This is a genomic window from Halosegnis marinus (genome assembly GCF_029338355.1).
Lineage (GTDB): Archaea > Halobacteriota > Halobacteria > Halobacteriales > Haloarculaceae > Halosegnis > Halosegnis marinus.
On the sequence record NZ_CP119803.1, the window covers coordinates 39,067 to 57,856 of the forward strand.

Sequence of the window (18,790 nt, forward strand, 5' to 3'; positions counted from 1 at the left end):
CTGCTATTATGAACGTGCTTCAACCCCACTACGGTGCGTCTGTAACAGCGCGCTCTCTTCTTCATCAGCGCCACGTCCATGCTTCAACCCCACTACGGTGCGTCTGTAACACTGCAAACGGATTCGGCACTGTTGTTGTTAATCACGCTTCAACCCCACTACGGTGCGTCTGTAACTCGCTTCCCGAAGCTCGGCGTGCGTCTGGACCTCGAAGCTTCAACCCCACTACGGTGCGTCTGTAACGTTCGGCCCCTCTATCCGAAGCTTCGGCCCCTCGACGCTTCAACCCCACTACGGTGCGTCTGTAACCGCGCCGTCGATGGTGACGGTTTCAGAGGTAGACGTCTTCAACCCCACTACGGTGCGTCTGTAACAAAGTCGAAGCCCCGACTCGCTCCTTTCCATGGTGCTCTTCAACCCCACTACGGTGCGTCTGTAACGGATGGCGAGCTGGTCGTTGCCGTTCGCGTAGATGCCTCTTCAACCCCACTACGGTGCGTCTGTAACACGCCCGCCATGACCCCAACCGAGAGGCTGTTCGCTCTTCAACCCCACTACGGTGCGTCTGTAACCAGGTTTCGATCGGTGTGTCCCATTCGGTGTCTGTTCTTCAACCCCACTACGGTGCGTCTGTAACGCGCTCGCCTCGGCGATTACCATAGTCGGAGCGCTTCTTCAACCCCACTACGGTGCGTCTGTAACACAGGTCGAACGGGTTGCGCGGCGGCGAGTGATTTCTTCAACCCCACTACGGTGCGTCTGTAACCGGCGACGGTCAGGTCGTTCTCGACCGGCGTCGGGTCTCTTCAACCCCACTACGGTGCGTCTGTAACCCGGTGCGACCCTCCCATCCCCTTCCGCGAACAGGTCTTCAACCCCACTACGGTGCGTCTGTAACGAGATGAGCGCGAACACGGCGCGCGGCAGCGAGCCTCTTCAACCCCACTACGGTGCGTCTGTAACGACCTCGCGGTCGGTGTCCTGACCGAAGGTCGCGATTCTTCAACCCCACTACGGTGCGTCTGTAACCATGTCCAATTCAGGGGACACAGGCCTTCATACCGACGCCTCCCACATCAACTTTCTCTCGACCCCCAATTCTGGGTTTACCCCCGGGGGGTTGAGAATTGAGCAACCATCGTGACTCAAAAACCAGGGCTGTCCCACAATCCATGGCATCGCGTAGTACCCGCCCATCCGGAACGGAGTCGGCCCAAAGTGTGCCTCCTGTATTGCCCATCAGTCGGACCCGTTTCCGACCCACGAAGCAACACCTCACCCTCGTTGAAACGGAGGCTCCTGGCCGTCAGGCCCCCATCGGCATCCCGTTAGGCTCCGTACTCGGTCAGTGAGGAGTCGCCGCCGAGGAGGCGACGATAGGTCTCATCACCTGTCGCATCAGCGAGTGACTCACACATATCACGGAGACCGTCACTGATCCCCCACTTATTGAGATAGTTCTCCGTCGATTGACCGCGTTCGAACTTGTAGCGGAGGTAGTGCGCTTTGTCCAATGCCGTGAGATGCTCTGCATCATCGCCGTTGACGCGAGCCTCGATGTACGCAATTCTGTCATCATCGGTCCAGTTGAGGAGCGTGAAGTCACCATCCTCGATCTCATAGAGGTGCATGTCCCGCATACGGTCGGGGTCGGCGCTCGTCCCCTGGGACAGCATGTTCAGATCGCTGTACGAAGGGCTGGCTGTCGAGAGGAGATCGATGTACACGTCCAGCTCGCCGACATCGCTGGCCTCCTGGAGGATGCCATAGATCTCATCAACGACATCCTTCGCGTCCATGATCCCGTCACCACGACGGACGTTTCCGTGGTGTTTCGAGTACTCGCTGAACGCGCGCCCCATCTCGATCACGCCAATGTCTCCTCGATTGAGATCTCGATTTTCGGTGAGACGGGCGTGGGTTTGCTTGGTCGTTTGGATGATGCGCCGGCGGAGGTTTCGCCACGAGACAGGCTCGCGATCGCCGGCCGGCCGTGCGACGATGATGATATCGAATTCGACCGCTTCGCCGCCGATGAATTTGTGAATATCCGAGCTGATCGGATAGGTGGCGGTGACTTCGAAGTCGGCGTCACAGAGTGACGTGAGGAGCTCTCCCCACGATTCGGAGTCACTGTGGTGGTACGTGAATGTGAGGACACCGTCCTCCTTGATGGCCGTTCGGATCGCCGTGAAGGCCTCGTGGAGCTCGGATTCGAATTCTTCGGACCCTTTGCCGAGATACGGATTCGCGACGATAGACTCTGCTCGAGGGGTACTCTGCTCGTCGAACCCCTCGTACTCGTCTTCGAGGAGGAGCTTCAGCCAGACGTAGAAGTAGTCGGCCAGCTCGGAGTAGATGATATTGTCGTAGTACGGAGGGTCCGTGATAACGGCGTCATAGCGGTCCTCGTCACCGATCAGTCGCATGTCGCCCTGGTGGACGGTCGCGTTTTGGCCAATAGGTTGGCTGAAGGGTGGCGTCTCCTCCATTGAATCATCTACCATGTGGCGATCCGTGGGCGCATTTGCGTACTCGACGCCGGACATCACCATCTCCCAAGCCGATTCGAAGGTGCCCATGCCGTACTTGGCGCCCCAGACATTCCCTTCGCTCGGCTGGTTCGGCGGATCGAACGAGTTTGTCTTGAAGATGTGATTCGAGTGGTTGCGCGATGGCTGGTACGAGCACATCATGCTGTTAGTTCGCTGGAAGTCGCTGAAAGCAAGAAGGAGGTACTCGCGTGCGTTCGGATCCTCTATCTCGTCAATTGAGCGGAGGAGCTTCGCCAGCGACAGGAGCTGGCGCTCGTTGTACATGTCGGTCCACGAGCTGTACCCGTGGTCGAAGACGGGATTCCGCTCCGAGAGCATATGCCCGGGCGGGAGCTCTTCATCGGGTACGTACTCTTTGAGCGCCTCGTTTCCAGAGAATTCACTTCGAGCCTCGGCGAAGAGCTCCTCATCAGCTGGCTCGGCAGCTTTGTAGCCCTTGACTTCACTCCGGTCGTGGGCTCCATCGTCACACGTCGGGCAGTGATACTCGATTGCGTATTGACGAAGCTCGTATCCGTCCTGTTCTTGGATTGCCTCCGTGATCTTGTACGACTGTCCGCAGTCACTACAGGCGTACTTTCCCCCTCGGGCTACGGTGCCGTTCTTCGGAGTAAAATTGAACCCACACGTATCACACGTCGACTCATTCTGCCAATCGTCAACGAGAACGACTGACTCGCAGTCGGGGCAAAGTACATTGTATTTGTCACCGTTTTCATAGCGACCCTTCGCGACCCGGTAGTCTTTGAACAATGGGACTGTGTGACCGCATGAGACGCAGTCGAGCTCTTTCACCCAGAAGGTGTACATGATGTCCGCGTCGTGGTCGCCGTTCGGACACGAGGTTCGGTAGTACTGTGAGATCTCGTCCGCGACATCGGCTTCGACAGTTTCGTAGGCTGCTTGCAGCGTCTCGGGGTCAGTCGCACCAGCCTCCAGCTCCTTCTTTGTCACAAACCACGCGACGGGGTTGAGATCGTATCCTGTCACATCGGCGCTGAAACGGGACGCTTCAACGAGCGATGTCCCGCCACCCATGAAGGGGTCGAGAACACGTTTGTCACCGACTCGGACATCTTTCGCGTAGAGCGACCAGAGGCTTTCTGGGTTTGTGAGATCGACATCTGCGAGGAGCTGTTCCAGCTCTGCAGTGTCATTGGCGTACTCAGCAAGAGACCCGTTCGCACCTGGCTCGTGGATATCTACAGTGTCCGGATCATCCAGAAGTGAGTAGAGTGTGATTGCACGGAAGATCGAGCCGGCCCGACGAGCCCACCACTTGTGCATAGTGTATATGGGCCGGTAATGTTGCTTTGCACGGCCTTCTTTTTGCGCGATTTCGTTAACGCGCTCGATCGGGAACCCCCGTTCGATGGGCAGCTCGCGTCGGCCCGTCGGCTCCTGCGACATTGTAATTGGACACACCGAAGCCGGCTGGTGGTATAAATGTGTGACACAGCTGCAGATAGGAGCCCTATTCGTGGGGTGCTGTCACTCTCCACAGTGAGGAAGAGAAAGCAGTAATTGAACGGAGGGGCGCTTGTGCGCTCGCTGCGGGTTACAAGATCGAAATCAAGCTTTGTTCCGCCGAGGCGAGCGAGGCCATGTAATGTCGACTCTAAGAAATTACCTGCCGTGCAACAGTCGGTCGCAGTTGTAGGGGGCGTTTCTCTGCGGGTCCCAATTGACGATCAAGTACCAAGTAGTTGTGGCGGGGCATTGGAACACTATCCTGGCCCACTATCGGTTCAAGCGTGACCCAAACGTTCTCAATGCTCCACTGCGTATTACCGTCTGTATAGCCCGCTAATCAGGCCAAGTCATTAGCTGACTTCGGCCGGTGCTCCCTCTGGATGGGGGACATACCATCCACTGCTTTCTGTGCGCCTCGCTCATAGAACTAGTAGAGGTGTCCGATTGCTGACCACCAGGTGGCCCTCGGAGTCCTCTCGCGGTCTTAGCCATATCTCAAAAAGAGTTATACGAGGGGATCTGAATAACCGGGTATGACGACATCTATTTTCCCGTATCCTGGTGGGAAGTCATATCTCGCCCCCTGGATCATCGAGCATTTCCCTGCGCATCAGTGCTATGTCGAAGTCTTCGGAGGCGGAGCGTCAGTGTTGCTAACGAAGCAGCCCAGCCACACTGAGATATACAACGATCGCGATGGGGACCTTGTCCAGTTTTTCGGCGTGCTTCGTGACCACAAGGACGAGCTCGTAGAATGGTTGGATATGACTCCCTACGCTCGCGACCAACACGAAGAATGGTCGAAGGAATTCTACAACGGTGAGCGGCCTGATGATCCGATTGAACGGGCAGGGCGATTCTTTTACCTACGATACTCTCAGTATGCGGCTAAATACCGGACGAAGTCCGGATTTGCGTCCGCTTCACAACGAAACAAAGCGAGGAAGCTTCGGAATGCGACAGATAAGCTGCACGAGTTCGCTGAACGCTTTCACAATGTTCAGATCGAGAACCTGGACTACGCTGATGTAATGGAACAGTATGACAGCGAGGATACGTTCTTCTATGCGGATCCACCGTATATGGACGAAGGTGATGCCCTGTACCGGCATGGCGAATTTGACCATGATCGGTTTGTGGATGCGCTTGAATCGCTGGACGGCAGGTGGGCAGTCTCATATCAACGGGTCCCGTCTCGCCTCAAGGACTACTGGATCATCGAGAAAGGTCGAGCCCAATTCATGAATAAGCAACATGACAACACGACTCGGAGCAACGATGCGACCGAGCGGCTGATCATGAATTATGATCCTGACAACGTTTCCCGGTTTAGGACTCCCGACCAAACGACACTCCCGGGTGTCGATTCCAGTTAGCTCTTCGACCCGACGTCGGGAGCGATGAGTCAGCCAAAGTCGTGGATTTTCCGGTGTGCTTCCAGATACCTCTCGTGTGGATGTTCCGCGGGGTCTTCTGGTAACTGAATTTTCGTTGTTGCCAACGGTTCGAAGTCAGCAAAGCCATTGATATTGGGGGCATCGCGCACAAGGACCTCGTGATCGTCGGTAAGTGAAAGCCAGCCTGTATCAAATGCCCAATGGTGGAGTTTACACAACGCAAGCCCGTTTCGAACGTCATCCCGGCCATTCAGGCGCTTCGGATAGATGTGGGCCGCTTCAACCTCCGGATTCCCGCTTGGCGACCGGCGTTCCGAGCCACAGATCGCACACTGGTAGTCGTATGCGTCCCGAACTATTCCGGAGAACGCACTGTCACGCGCTGTTCGCTGAACGGTTTCTGTTTCTCTTTCGGGCCCTCGTAATGTCGGGGATGGCGGGGAGGTACTCTCCTCTAACTCAGGCTCCTCGTCAAGTTGCTCCTCGATGGTTGCTTTAGCCTGGGCAATATCCTTAGCCGATGGAATTTCGTGCCACTCATCGTCAATCCGTTCAAACAAGTTGTCAAACTCATCGCTAGAGCTCACACCACACCGGTCAAGCAGTGTGCCATCGATAGCGGTAATCTTCGATTCGGCCTCTGAGCGCCGGTCGGCCATCGAACTATCGGGATCTGTGCGCTCGAGGATGTATTCAGCTATGAGTTCGAGATAGTAGACCTCGTCCGATGTGTGGTGTGAGGGGATATCACGCCAGTCGTTCGGCAGGTAGGCATTCAGCAACTGTCGGATATTTACCAGTCGATGTCGCATGTGAAGCGCGTCACTGAGCTTTTCCTTCGTTGCAGCAATGACTCGCTCGCCTCCGTCGCCGCCGTTCCGCTCTTGAAATCCCAATCCGTCATCGAGAGCGTCATCGAGAGCTTGGCGATCTACCTGCAGGTGGCGAACCCATGCATATCCATCGGAGTACAGATCATCGTCCCACAACACGAAAAGCTCTGTCTCAGGGTCATATCCACAAATCACAACAGTCCACTCTTCCGAGCGGGTCGGAGTTACTGGTGATCGGTCCCCATTATCGTGCTCCGGGAGCCTGATATCAATCCGATACTCATCCTCATCACGGTGCTCCCCAGTAGGATCCGACTGTGAGAGCGTAAACATATAGACATGGTACGCTCGGCCCGTAGGGGCAAGGACAAACGAGAGCGGCTGACGGCCTGGATTGCTGCAGTCACTGACTGATCCAGCAATTGCTCCCAGCATCCGTTTGTGAAGATCCGCTTTGGGAAGGCTTGGCATGTATATGATAACTGATGGTCAGACATACTAAATTAATAGCATAAGGCCGACACCCCCCTGAGCGTTACTGGTATTCGTCGAATGTCTTATCGCTCCCGACCAGTCGATTGAATGTCTCATCCCCAGTAGCGTCGGCTAGTTGTTCGCAAATGTCGCGGAGGGACTCAGTGTCGGACCAGCGGTCAAGCCACTCACCGAGCGCTTTCCCCTCCTCGTATTGATATCGGAGGAACTGTGCCTTCCCCAGTGGCGACACTGATTCGGGGTCGTCCCCAGACAATCGAGTTCTGATGTATGCGATCCGTTGGGGATCGTTCCAGGTTCCGAGAATTAGCTGACCATCCTCGATACGGTACAATTTCATGCGCCGCATGGACTCCGCATCGGCTTTCGTGCCCTTACTCAGCATGTTGAGATCGCTGTAGGAGGGGTCAGACATCGCCAAGAGATCAAGATACACATCAAGCTCACCGACATCTGACGCCTCTTGGAGAATACCGTAGATCTCCTGTACGACTTCCTTTGCCGTCATGATGGTATCGCCACTGCGGACTGCCCCGTGGTGTTTGGAGTATTCGTGAAACGCCCGCCCCATCTCAATCACGCCGATGTCGCCTTCGGAGAGCTCTTGTGAATCAGCTAACCGCATATGCGTCTCTTTTGTCGTCTTGATAATTCGACGTCGTAGATTTCGCCACGAGACCGGCTCACGATCCTGTGAAGGCCGTGCAACGATGATGATATCAAATTCGACCGCCTCACCCGTGATGAACTTGTTCACGTCGGCCGCTATTGGATACGAGGCCGTCACCTCAAAGCCAGCTTCGCAGAGCGACTCAAGCAGCTCTCCCCACGATTCGGAGTCGCTGTGATGGTACGTAAACGCGAGGACGCCGTCTTCGGTCAGCGCTCGCTTGATAACGGTAAACGCCTCCTCGAGCTCTGCCTCAAAGTCCTCATCTGTCTTCCCTTCAAATGGGTTCGTGACGATCGATTCTGTGCGCGGTGTCATCTCCCCCCTGAAGCAGTCATATGTATCCTCAAGAAGGAGCTGTTGCCAGACGTAGAAGTAATTAGCAACCTCTGAATAGACGATATTATCGTAGTACGGTGGGTCCGTGATGACCGCGTCGTACTCATTTTCGATATCTAAGCTCCGCATGTCGCCCTGACTAATCGATGTATGTTGGCCGATCGGTTGGGCGAACGGCTCTGATTCGACCGTTTCTCCATCCTCGTTGATATAGCGTTCCGTGGGTGCGTGGGCGTATGCGACTCCACTCCGAAGTTTATCATACGTGTTTGAGAACGTCCCTCGGCCAGCTCGTGTCCCCCACACATTGTTCTCGACGATCTCCATCTGGGGGACAAAGGAGTTCATCCGAAACGTTCCCTCGATCTTGTTTGCACTGAGGTTATAGATCGTAAACGTGCTCTGGAACATCAGTGAGTCCGAGAACGCCAACAAGAGCAGCTCACGAATCGCTTGGTCCTCAATCGACTCGATTGCTCGTAACAGGTGCCCGAGGCACAGTAACTGGCGTGAATTGAACATATCCCGCCACTCCGTGTACCCGTGATTGAAGACATCATTACCGTTAAGCTCCGATTCCCGCGTTATGGCGCCCTCTGGGATGCTCCGGTCCGGGACATAAGCCTCCAGATCGTCTGCCGCTTCCCAGGCGGTAGCTGCTACGTCGGCTAACTTTTCGTCGGCGGTACCCGTGCTCTTGTACCCTTTGTACGTCTCTCGCTGTTCGCCGCGATCGTCACAGACAGTACAATAGTACTCTACTGCGTACTGCTTGAGCTCAAAGCCGCCTTGCTCGCTAATGGCATCAGTGATCGAGTACCGCGCTCCACAGTCGGGGCATGCATAGTCGGAGCCGGAGACATTCCCGTTGGCGGGACACCATTCATGATGACACCGATTACAGGTGCAATCGGCACGCCAGTCATCGACTAAAACGACTGACTCACAGCCTGGGCAGTACACGTTGTATTTATCCGACTCATCGTAGCGGCCGCTTGCGACGCGATAGTCTTTGAACAGAGACACCGACTCGTCGCAACTCACGCAATCAAGCTCTTTCACCCAAAAGTTGTACATCACGTCCGCGTAGTGGCCATGGTCTTCAGCTTCTAACTCGCCAGCGTCAAAGTCCGTCCCTTGGATCGGATGAGGTGTACTGTCGGAATCTGCATCTGCGTGAGGGCATGGTGTTTTGTAGAACGCGTCGACGGCACCGTGAACGCTTGACTTCACCTGTTCGTACGCCTCATCCAATTCGGTCACGTCGGTCTTTGCGGCCTCGATCTCCTGTTTCGTGACGAACCAGGCTACGGGGTTGAGATCATTCCCATGACTAGTCGCGCCAAAGCGAGAGGCTTCCACAATCGATGTCCCGCCGCCCATAAACGGGTCGAGGACCTTTTTATCCGGGAATTGTACGTCTTTGGAGTACAACTGCCAGAGAGAGCTTGGGTCGCCGATTTCTACTGAATTAATTAGCTCTTCCGCTCCTGTTTCATTGGCGAATGACGATAATTCGGTGTTAGAGCCGGGCTCGTACACATCCATCCGCGTTTCCCCATCAGCCAGCGTGTATAGCTCGATCGCCCGAAAGACACAGCCAAGCCGTCGAGCCCACCATTTGTGCATCGTGTAAATGGGGCGATAATGCCGTTTCGCCCGATTCTCCTTCTCTGCAATTTCGTTGACGCGCTCGATCGGGAACCCCCGCTCGATCGGGAGCTCGCGTCGGCCCGTCGGCTCCTGCGACATTGTAATTGGACACACCGAAGCCGGCTGGTGGTATAAATGTGTGACACGTCTGTAGATAGGAGCTGCACTGAAATCGAAACGAGGCTCCTCGTAGCCCCTACCCGGCGAGACCCCCCGGTACACGCCGGGGTAATTTGTGGTATAGTTGGTTGAGTGAAAAGATGTGTGATTCTCATCGTCGATTTCGTGCAGTTATTCTAAGTCGGTGGGGAGGAGCTTGAGTCAGCGCTCGGGTCACAAGGAAGGCCGTCTGAATGCACTGCATCTCTCCGAGCTTCTAACTTCCCGAATTGGTGGGTTCCTCCATAGGGAGCACTATTGCATAGAAGACTGCAGTGATAATGAGGCCGACGGCAACGAAATACGCTGACCAGGATACCCCGACCATGAGCCCAGAGACGAGCGCCATGAACGCCACAAGAGTGGCCCAGATCACAACCATACGGCCTTGTTTAGACGTGGGAGCAGCTCATTTATTCCACTAGTGATGCTGCGAGGTAGCTGCTCAGCGTACGTGTGAATAGCCTACCTACTTGTTACTCTCGTTGAGGATCTGCGGGATGAGAACTCCGACAACCAGCACAACTGCGATACTCACCCACGTTGGTAGGTTTGTGAAGTTCGCTATCGCCACAAGGAGGATGATTGCGACCAACCCGAATCCGAGGATGATCTGGTTTTCGCGGGAGACCATGCCAACAAGATGAAACTCAACAGTATAATATCTAGTGGTGGTCTCATGTCTTTGTACCGACCGGTATTAGAGGGCAAGTTCGACATTTCTCACAGCTGCTTTCAGAACGAGCTCCCGGAACTGTCCAAACCAAGTTCGGGCTCGGAGTGTGTCACCGTACCGCTGCTTGAGCGCAAAGAAGGCGGCCTCAACCACTGACCGCTGGTGATAGACACCATCGTCATGGCGAGCGTTGTGTGCCATATCAAGTGGAGAGAACTCCCGGTGTTTGATCACTGGCCGAACACCGGCCTCCCGAAGATCCTCACGCAGCTCGTCCCAGTCATACCCTTTATCAGCGGTGATGGTCTGTAGCTGGTTGAGATTCCGCGAAAGTACTTGCCGTCCGACGTGTGTGTCGTGTGGCTGTGTCATCGAGCAGTGAATATCTAATACGGTACTGGTTTTGCAGTCTACCAACGCTGTCGTCTTGACCGATCTGAAGGTGTAGTCTGTCCGGTTTGCGTAGTGTCGGCTGGTCGAGTAGCGGTCGAAGCCAGTTGCATCGATAGCCTGTATGTCACCGGGATCGTGGAGATCGGCGGAAAGCCGCAAGAGAGTTCGCCAGATTGCCATCTTGAGCTGTTGTTTCCGGACGCACACGGTCGTAAAGTCTGGTAGCTCACTCGTTGTGAGGTTCATTTTCTCGACGATACCGGGCATCTCGTGAAGAATATCGAGGAGTCGTCGATAGGGAAGGTCAAGATATTCTCGAAGACCATGGATCACCACAATTACCCAGTCAGCGTAGCCGCCGTCACCTTTCTTGACTGCTGGTGAAGGATCACCAGAGACAGCCCGTTTCGCTAGTGTTTCGAGACGATCTGTGAAGCGAGAGAGACGGGAAGGCACACTACTCAGGTTGACTCAGAGAGCAGTTAGTTCATCGGAGTGAGTCGTTTGATCCGGCGTCTAAACAAGGCCCAACCATACCGGTCGTCCCTTTCATCGTTGATTTGTTTCACTCCCGGAGGCATCATGCGTGCTTCGGTGGTGATGGGCACCGTCCCGGCTCCGCGCGCTGCCCCTCCTCAACTGGGCCTCCTTAGTTGAGTCGTGAGGAGCTGTCTTCTGTCGGTCGGCTCTCGAAGATCGTGGTAACGGACCCACTGGTGGCCCAGGGTTAGAACACCTGCCGAAACTGGTCAAAGGCAGTCGAGATCTCCTCCGATTTCGCATCAGCCTGGTCAATGGCTGCCTCGATGTTTTTGATCGTCGTGTCAAAGTCCTCCGCTTTCTCGGAGGGCATCGTATCTAATTCACTCCCGCAGTACGTACAGAAGTCATTATGGAAGGTGTTCAATCCTCGACCACAGTCAGGACATTCCCAGACGGTTGGCAGTGAGGCGCCACAGTCCCCACAGAAGTCCGCATCGACAGATGCGTCGCTGCCACAATCGGGACACGCCAGTCCCTGGGCGACATCGTAGAAGTCCGAGATGCAGGCCACGACGTCCGTCATCAGATAGAGGTGTTGTGCGGTGGCTTGCTGCAGCGTGTCGACGGCATCCTGGCGCCGGGGTGAGTCGTACGAGAGGGTCGTATATTCTGAGAGAATGGTTCGCTTTCGCGTGATCTCCTCGATCCAGTCGTCGTCGACTGAACCTTCGATGGTGACGCCATTCCCACTGATCACCGGGTGTGAGCGTAGTTCCTTATACAGGTTGATGGTCTCGCTCACCAGGTTCACTAATTCTTGGGCGTTCGTGATCCGGATCGAGTCCGTATTCGATGGGAGGACATCGTCTGGGGCCGGTGCCATCACGTCTCCGTGGATCGCTTTGTGGCATTCACTACACATCGTCTTGAGGTTGCTTCGCTTGTGGGTCCCCCCGTTGCTCTTGGGGACGATGTGGTGGGCATGGAGCTCTGCGTTGCCTTGTGGACCGCCTCGTGCACCGCAGTTTTGACAGGTGTAGTCGTCTCGTTGATAGACATCCTTCCTGCGAGTATCCCAGTCAGAGGGATAGCCATCAGACATACTGGCTGTGTGGTCATGCCTTGGGGAAAATGCTTCCGTGCGATCAGGGTGGGGTGTAATGTATGGGCTTTGGGGCGAGCTCTGTACATTCGCAAGGGTGCGCACTTGGTGCTTCCTGGATGAGCCGCAGGCCTATCCTGTGTAGGATCCACTTGTTCGTAGGGGCTACGAACTTACTACTGGACTATGGGGCGGTAGTTGTCCAGGCAGTGTGGCGGGTTTATGCGTCATGGCTTGCTGTGGTCCGGTATCCAAAATGTCGCAGGATCCGGCTCAGGATGACGCCCGGCAGGCGCGACGTGAGCTCCCGATTGAGCGGGGATTCCCCATCGAGCGCGTTAATGAGATCTCAGAGAAAGAAGGACGAGCAAAGCGATATTATCGTCCGGTCTATACGATGCACAAGTGGTGGGCCCGACGGAACGGCTCCGTGTTTCGTGCAATTGCACTGTATTCCCTCTTGGATGATCCGTCCAAGGTCACCGTTCGCGAGCCAGGGGCAAACGAGTCCCTGAGCGAGTTTGGGGGTGGATTTAGTGAAATCCAAGCCTTGATCGACCAAGTCGACTTAGCCAGCCCCGAGAGCTTGTGGGAGCTCTACCCGAAGGATGTCCAAGTCGAGGACACGAAGGTCCTCGACCCATTCATGGGTGGTGGCACATCACTTGTTGAGGCCTCACGCTTCGGTGCCGAGGTACATGGGTACGATCTCAACCCCGTTGCGTGGTTTGTGACGAAGAAAGAGCTGGAGGCCGGCCAAACGAGTCTTGAGGAGCTTGATGCGGCGTTCAGTAAGCTTGAGGATGAACTAGCCGAAGAGCTTCAAGACTATTATAAGACGCCGTGTCCCAACGACGACCACACTGCCGATGTCGTGTACGAATTCTGGGTAAAACAGCTCGACTGCGTCTCCTGTGGCCACACGGTCCCCCTGTTTAATGACTATCGCATCGGGAACGGTCGCTACGATAACAAGGGGGACTACAACGTGCTTTGTCCGGATTGTGAATCCGTCGTACTCGTTGATGACTGGCGAAGTGAGGCTGATTGCTCTGAATGTGGGTATGAGTTTATCGCTGAAGATGGGAATGCTGGTGGTGGTGATTACACATGCACCGAGTGTGGACAACAGTATCCGATCATTGATGCGATTGAGGAACAGGACGGCTTTGAAACTCGGCTCTACGTAACGGAGTATTACTGCTCACATTGTGACGAAGCCGGGAGGAATAAGACCGCATCTCGCGGCTATAAGCGGGCTGAACCGTTCGACCACGAGCTCTTTGCAGACGCGAAACAGGAGTGGAGAGCTGCGGATGAGCTCCATGATTATGTCCCCAGCGAACAGATCCCACTCGGGATCAAAACTGATAGCGCTGAGTTTGAGGGGAGTATTGGTGGTGGGTTCAATGTCCTCCGGCAGGGATATTCCCATTGGACAGATATGTTCAACCCCCGCCAATTGTTGCTCCTCGCGAAACTCTCCAGATGGATCGATGACGTAGAGGATCAAAACATCAAAGAGTACCTCCTCTTGGCGCTCTCTGAGTCGCTGAATTATAACTCAATGATGATCGTCTACAATCACGGGGCAAACAAGGCGACGAATATCTTTAAGACGAATTCCTTTGACGCCCCGCTAACCCCCATCGAGAATAATGTCTGGGGGACACGCTACGGGACTGGGACCTTCACTAAGATGTGGCAGATGGTTCGGAAGGGTGTGGAATATGCGAAAGCGCCTACAGAGCGGTATGTAGAAGACGGAGAAACTTTGGAGTCCCCCCCATTTTCGAAGCCAGTTGGCGAGGACGCGACTGTTTCTTGCGGTGATGCGCGAGCAATCGATACTGAAGATATCTATGATGCAGTATTGACTGATCCCCCCTACTATGACAACGTGATCTATTCTGAATTGTCAAATTTCTTTTATGTTTGGCAGAAGGTGTTGCTTGAGTCCACGTATCCGCAGTTTGAGGGAGCGAGTACACCACGGGCTGAGAGCATCGTTGCAAACCCTGCCGAGAATAAGGATGCAGAGGTCTTTGAGAGTGAGATCAAACAGGCGTTCGAATCAATAAACACCGCTCTAAAGGACAGTGGTGTCTTCGCATTTACCTACCACCACAGCGAGTCGGAATCATGGGGCGAACTACTAAGCGCGCTGTGTGATACCGGGTTTGAGGTGACAGCCGCGTATCCGATCTCGGCGGACATTCAACGGGCTGCTTGGCAGCTCATCGAAGGTGGCGCAGTGAGCTTTGACATTGTACTCGTTGCCCGACCGGCTGGTGAGCGGGCACCGATCTCCTGGAATTCACTCCGTCGGAGGATCTACCGGACCGCGAGAGACACTCGAGAGCGGCTGCGTGAAACCCAAAGTGTCTCAGAAGGTGATATCGGTGTCATCGAGATGGGTGAATGTTTCCACGAATACTCGAAGCACCACGGAAAGGTGACGCGCGCTGGCGAGACGATGTCTCCGAAAGAAGTCGTCCAAGGGATCTATGGCGTCCTTCAGGAGGGCAGTAGCCTCGGGGAGATCGATGTCTTCCTCGACTTGCTCGCGGCAAGTGACCCAACCTATGACGATCTCAACAAACTCTCACGAGGCACGAGCGCTGACCCAGAGCGAATGAAAGAGCTACGCTTGTATCGTCAGTCGGGTGGTGACTTCATCCTGGGTACCTGGCGTGATGACGAGCGGATGGCGTATATTCAGTCCCGAGTCAACGGAGAGGGCGATTCATCCCTGAATGCGCTTGATAAAGCGCAATTCCTCCGATACCGATTCGAGCGTGGTGAGTCGATTCAGAATTATCTCTCGAAGTGGAAGGTAGATGATGAGCTCCGGGGCCTTTGTGAAGGCCTTGCGGAGGCGACTGGGGATGTCGTGTACACACGGATCCTTGGTGGAGAGGGGCTCCGGAGCTTCAACGATGACGACGAGTAGGTGAGCTAAGCCTCTTTCATCAGCATCCTGCCTGGCGAGAAACGGTGACAACACAGTAGCTGGTTAACGATCCAGTCGTCGCCGCCCTCCTGAACGCAAGTGGCGGGCTCAATCGCTGATATCCTTTTAGTCGATACTCCCGTATTGAGTAATATGTCCAGCGACGCTATCCAGGTGGGCCTTGATGAGTGACGAAGAGCTCCACAAGCTCTATACCCAGTTTTCGTATTTCATCGCCACCCAAGATCTCGACTACCACGATTGGAAACGGATCACCACTGAACAAGGGGCGTGCACGACCGCACAGAGTACTGAACGGTTCTTTCAGAGCTGGGAATGGAGTGATGACGACCGAGCGAACCGTACGCTTCGGCTCCTGAAAAAGCTAGACGAGTTTGGTGAGACCGGAACAGCTACCGCGATCATGAGTCAAGCGTATGAGCTGGTCGGTGGGGCGGATCCCGAAGAGCTGGAGGAGTTTCCCACCCTGCAAGCGATAGAGAGTTTAGACAGGGGAGAGCTCTCGACGACGATCCCCGTCATCACGCATCCGACGGAACCATTTCTCGATATCACAAACACCAGAGACGACTTTTACGATGAGCTGATCGCGAATATCAACGACAGCTATCGAATGGGCGTCTATGACGGGGCAATCGTCTTGACTCGGAAGCTCCTCGAAAACCTCGTCATCGATCTCCTCCGGAAGCAGTACCCGCGATCAGAGATCGACTTATACTACGATACTGACTGGGGAAAATTCCACATGTTCTCGACCCTCCTCGAGACCTTTGAGAGCAAGCTTCTTGACTTCAAACACCACCCTGGGGTCGATGCAACCCTTCTCGAAGAGATCAATACCCTCCGGACATCGGCAAACTCAGATGCTCATTCGATCGTCACCAACCGTTCACAGGCGGAGATGGAGGCGCTTGGTGATGCCGCCGAGCATGCTGCGAAGGTGATGTTTCGGACGCTCGCGAATATGGACTAACGGAGATCGCGACGGTGACTGGATCGGCGGCAATCATTCATAGCTTTCGAGGGATTCCGAGTCGGAGGCCGTGTAGTGGCAGTAACGCTGGATGAACGTCTCCCCGAGCGTTTCCAACTTATCGAGCTCCTCGGTCCCTTCTTGATCATTGTCCGTACCGATATTGCGAACGAAGCCGCGAAATTTGATCTCGAAGCTATCCCCATGTCGCTCTGCGAGATCCGCATCTTTGAGGAATATGAGCGCATCTTTTACCCAAGTCTTGCGCGCGCGACCGTCTCGCATGTAGCTGTTGAGCTCGGTCGTAACGAGCCCAGGGGTGACTTGGATCGAGATCGTCTTCTGTGCCGAGCCGGATTGCCAAGCCGAATAATCAGCGTCCGATAGGAACGCCGGGAAGATTTTGTGCCACAGAATTGTGGCGAGATACTGTTCAGGCGGTTTGTCGTTGCAGATCGGTTTTTTGACTTTCTCGCTGTGGAAGTGCTTCGGGTACACCGGGAGTGTCTGGTAATCAGCCGCCTTCCCCATGTGGGTACTCAATGCATGCTCATCGCGAAGCGCACCATCTCTGAATTCGTCCTCGACGGCCGTGACGCGTTGAAATTCATACCGAGAGCGCTGGTCGCGGGTGTTGTACTGATATCGAACAACGACCAGGTTCCGGTCCAACGACAGCTCGCCACTTTCGAGCAAGCGTTGGATCCGGATCCCGATTTGCGGGGCCGCCGTGCCTTTGATCAAGAGGAGGAGGTCAACGGTGTCGGGGGCCAGCATGCGGTCATCACTTGCCTGCAGCTGATCGGGCTCGTCGTAGCGGGCGAGCTGCTCAAGCGTTCGTTTGAACGGGGTGTCGTCGTCCGGAAATGTGCGTTTGATCTCGCCGATCAGCCCGTACTCTGAGGTGACAGTCACCGCGAAATCCGGGGTGAGCTCTGCGCTATCCCCAGACAGCGTGGGAAAGCGGTCGAAGTGATAGTCGCCGAAGACGCCAGTGTACGAGTGGTTGAGGAACGACTCCCAACACGAGACGATGTCGACCGTCTGGTCGTAGGTGTTGTATTCGATTTCGTTCTCTTCACGACACTCGCGCGCGGCCATTATGTGGGAAAGAAGTCGGCCATTGTCTGCTCCTCGGGGGTGCCTTCGGAGATCTCGCCTTCCTCAAGCTCGCGCGACAGCTGTTCGGCGACCCGCATGAGTGAGTTAAACGAGCCTCGGTAACTGGGGACGATCGAAACCGTATCGGAATCGGTGACGAAAACATCACACGAGGAGCCGTCGATCGTGTCGAGGATCGAGAGATGTGCATACGGGTTGTCGTGGTAGACCGTAAGGTTCGCATTCGGGAGCCCGTCAAGCGCCCGAATGAGTTTCTCGGTGTCCTCCGGGGCTTTGAAATGCGCAGTGTCGAAGTCGATCTGCAGCTCGTTGAGCTCGCCCGTTTCTGCCGACCGCTCCTTGTGCCCGAAGAGATCGGCTTTCTGTTGGCCGACCGCAGCGACGATCGGGAGAAAGTCCTCGAAGAACCTGGTTGCGTCCCCACCCAAGAACTTGAGCTTTCCATCCCGGCTGAGGAATGCGTCGAGGCGTATCGTATCGCCCGTCTTGACCGTGAAGCGCATCTTATCGACGTAATTTCCCTTGTCGGCCGCCACCGCGAAGATCTCCTCAAACGGGCGTTGTTTAAACGAGATCTCTCCCTCCTCGTCGCGCGAGTAGGCGACCGTCTTCCGCGCCTGGATCTCCGTCTCTGCGGGGAAGCTCGCTTTGAGCTGATAGAGGATCTCGGCAAGATCATCAGACGAGGCGAAAAACGTGGATAGCATCGGCTCGCTCTTTCCCAGGACCCAAAGCGGGCCGTGTTCAAACTGGTCCGGTGAGTGGCCGGTCACTGCCGCCCAGATATCCGTCTCGCCGATCTGGAAGAGCGCAAAGTCGCTTTCAACAAGTCGGTGGCCGTCCTCCAGATCGGTCCGTTTGATCCGCTTTGTGACGGCAACCCGGTAGTGGTCTTCGTGCTCGGTCACATCGATCTCGGTGTTCGAGAGCGACGCATCCGCTTGCTCGAGCGCTCGAAGTGGGTCTTCAGTTGCGACGACCGTCTTGAAACGGACCTTGTTGCGCCGGCCTTCATCCACGAAGACATCGACGGCCCGCCGAATGTTGGTCAGCGAGAGCCCATCGTAGTCGAAGACCGACTCGCCGACGCCCAAGCCATACATACGCGTTCAGTATGTGGAGCTGTCGCTCTGGACTGGTATAATTTTGCATGCTTCCGCTTGGAATGCGTGGAAATGATGCGGGCCGTTGCGATGGAGCCACCGTGGTGCGTCTGGCCCGAACGCGGGCAGGGCTCTACGTCACTTGCTCCAACGGGCCGCTCCGACGGCGGTGCGTCTGTATCGATGCCGACCGACAGCTCCGGCTCGATGCTCACGACGCTTTAACCCCACTACGGTGCGTCTGTAACGGCGCGGCCCGACCACTCGGGAGCGTCGTCCTTCGGGCTTCAACCCCACTACGGTGCGTCTGTAACACAATTCCCCTTTTCTCGGCCCGCACGGGCCGATGCTTCAACCCCACTAGGGTCCGTCTGTAACCTCGCGGTCGCT

11 protein-coding genes and 2 CRISPR repeat arrays (2 of these 13 running past the window's edge) are annotated in these 18,790 nt (G+C 55.4%); of the genes, 3 read left to right on the forward strand and 8 right to left on the reverse strand.

The window, feature by feature from the left end; genetic code table 11:
* A CRISPR array of direct repeats spans window positions 1-1,029; the repeat unit is 30 nt; unit sequence GCTTCAACCCCACTACGGTGCGTCTGTAAC (it extends 383 nt beyond the left edge of the window).
* 299 nt (window positions 1,030-1,328) lie between these two features.
* A complete protein-coding gene (locus P2T37_RS14965) occupies window positions 1,329-3,965 on the reverse strand; it encodes a DUF1156 domain-containing protein (protein ID WP_276236292.1) in 2,637 nt (878 codons plus the stop codon).
* A 596-nt stretch (window positions 3,966-4,561) separates the two neighbouring features.
* On the opposite strand from P2T37_RS14965, the gene P2T37_RS14970 reads away from it, so the two are divergent.
* Window positions 4,562-5,404, forward strand: coding sequence for a DNA adenine methylase (locus P2T37_RS14970; protein ID WP_276236273.1), 843 nt, complete (start codon window positions 4,562-4,564; stop codon window positions 5,402-5,404).
* Between the two features lie 29 nt (window positions 5,405-5,433).
* Here the strand turns inward: P2T37_RS14970 and P2T37_RS14975 are convergent, their stop codons facing one another.
* From P2T37_RS14975 to P2T37_RS14995, 5 genes are all read right to left on the reverse strand, one after another.
* Window positions 5,434-6,729: an HNH endonuclease gene (locus P2T37_RS14975; RefSeq protein ID WP_382211931.1), complete on the reverse strand. Its 1,296-nt coding sequence runs from the start codon at window positions 6,727-6,729 to the stop codon at window positions 5,434-5,436.
* Window positions 6,730-6,793: 64 nt separating this feature from the next.
* The gene (locus P2T37_RS14980; protein WP_276236293.1) at window positions 6,794-9,514 is read right to left on the reverse strand and encodes a DUF1156 domain-containing protein; all 2,721 of its coding nucleotides are present in this window, start codon (window positions 9,512-9,514) and stop codon (window positions 6,794-6,796) included.
* A gap of 529 nt (window positions 9,515-10,043) precedes the next feature.
* Window positions 10,044-10,208, reverse strand: a complete 165-nt coding sequence (locus tag P2T37_RS14985) for a DUF7987 family protein (protein ID WP_276236294.1) — start codon at window positions 10,206-10,208, stop codon at window positions 10,044-10,046.
* A gap of 66 nt (window positions 10,209-10,274) precedes the next feature.
* A complete protein-coding gene (locus tag P2T37_RS14990) occupies window positions 10,275-11,099 on the reverse strand; it encodes an IS5 family transposase (RefSeq protein WP_276236295.1) in 825 nt (274 codons plus the stop codon).
* Window positions 11,100-11,370: 271 nt separating this feature from the next.
* Window positions 11,371-12,228 carry an HNH endonuclease gene (locus P2T37_RS14995; protein WP_276236296.1) on the reverse strand — a complete coding sequence of 286 codons (858 nt, stop codon included), beginning with the start codon at window positions 12,226-12,228 and terminating at the stop codon, window positions 11,371-11,373.
* 256 nt (window positions 12,229-12,484) lie between these two features.
* On the opposite strand from P2T37_RS14995, the gene P2T37_RS15000 reads away from it, so the two are divergent.
* Entirely contained in the window at window positions 12,485-15,181 is a 2,697-nt protein-coding gene (locus tag P2T37_RS15000) for a DUF1156 domain-containing protein (RefSeq protein WP_276236297.1), read from the forward strand.
* A 184-nt stretch (window positions 15,182-15,365) separates the two neighbouring features.
* On the forward strand, window positions 15,366-16,175 hold the full coding sequence (locus P2T37_RS15005; RefSeq protein ID WP_276236298.1) for a hypothetical protein: 810 nt from the start codon (window positions 15,366-15,368) through the stop codon (window positions 16,173-16,175).
* Between the two features lie 33 nt (window positions 16,176-16,208).
* On the opposite strand, the gene P2T37_RS15010 is transcribed toward P2T37_RS15005, so the two are convergent.
* On the reverse strand, window positions 16,209-17,276 hold the full coding sequence (locus P2T37_RS15010; RefSeq protein WP_276236299.1) for a hypothetical protein: 1,068 nt from the start codon (window positions 17,274-17,276) through the stop codon (window positions 16,209-16,211).
* Window positions 17,276-18,391 carry a hypothetical protein gene (locus P2T37_RS15015; RefSeq protein WP_276236300.1) on the reverse strand — a complete coding sequence of 372 codons (1,116 nt, stop codon included), beginning with the start codon at window positions 18,389-18,391 and terminating at the stop codon, window positions 17,276-17,278. Before P2T37_RS15015 ends, P2T37_RS15010 begins: the two co-directional genes overlap by 1 nt.
* A gap of 227 nt (window positions 18,392-18,618) precedes the next feature.
* A CRISPR array of direct repeats spans window positions 18,619-18,790; the repeat unit is 30 nt; unit sequence GCTTCAACCCCACTACGGTGCGTCTGTAAC (it continues 1,302 nt past the right edge of the window).

What these genes read in the sequence shown, in the direction of transcription:
- P2T37_RS14965 (WP_276236292.1), bottom strand. Translation starts at nt 3,965, where the DNA reads ATGTCGCAGGAGCCGACGGGCCGACGCGAGCTGCCCATCGAACGGGGG.
- P2T37_RS14980 (WP_276236293.1), bottom strand. Translation starts at nt 9,514, where the DNA reads ATGTCGCAGGAGCCGACGGGCCGACGCGAGCTCCCGATCGAGCGGGGG.
- P2T37_RS14975 (WP_382211931.1), bottom strand. Translation starts at nt 6,729, where the DNA reads ATGCCAAGCCTTCCCAAAGCGGATCTTCACAAACGGATGCTGGGAGCA.
- P2T37_RS15005 (WP_276236298.1), top strand. Translation starts at nt 15,366, where the DNA reads ATGAGTGACGAAGAGCTCCACAAGCTCTATACCCAGTTTTCGTATTTC.
- P2T37_RS14985 (WP_276236294.1), bottom strand. Translation starts at nt 10,208, where the DNA reads ATGGTCTCCCGCGAAAACCAGATCATCCTCGGATTCGGGTTGGTCGCA.
- P2T37_RS15000 (WP_276236297.1), top strand. Translation starts at nt 12,485, where the DNA reads ATGTCGCAGGATCCGGCTCAGGATGACGCCCGGCAGGCGCGACGTGAG.
- P2T37_RS14995 (WP_276236296.1), bottom strand. Translation starts at nt 12,228, where the DNA reads ATGTCTGATGGCTATCCCTCTGACTGGGATACTCGCAGGAAGGATGTC.
- P2T37_RS15010 (WP_276236299.1), bottom strand. Translation starts at nt 17,276, where the DNA reads ATGGCCGCGCGCGAGTGTCGTGAAGAGAACGAAATCGAATACAACACC.
- P2T37_RS14970 (WP_276236273.1), top strand. Translation starts at nt 4,562, where the DNA reads ATGACGACATCTATTTTCCCGTATCCTGGTGGGAAGTCATATCTCGCC.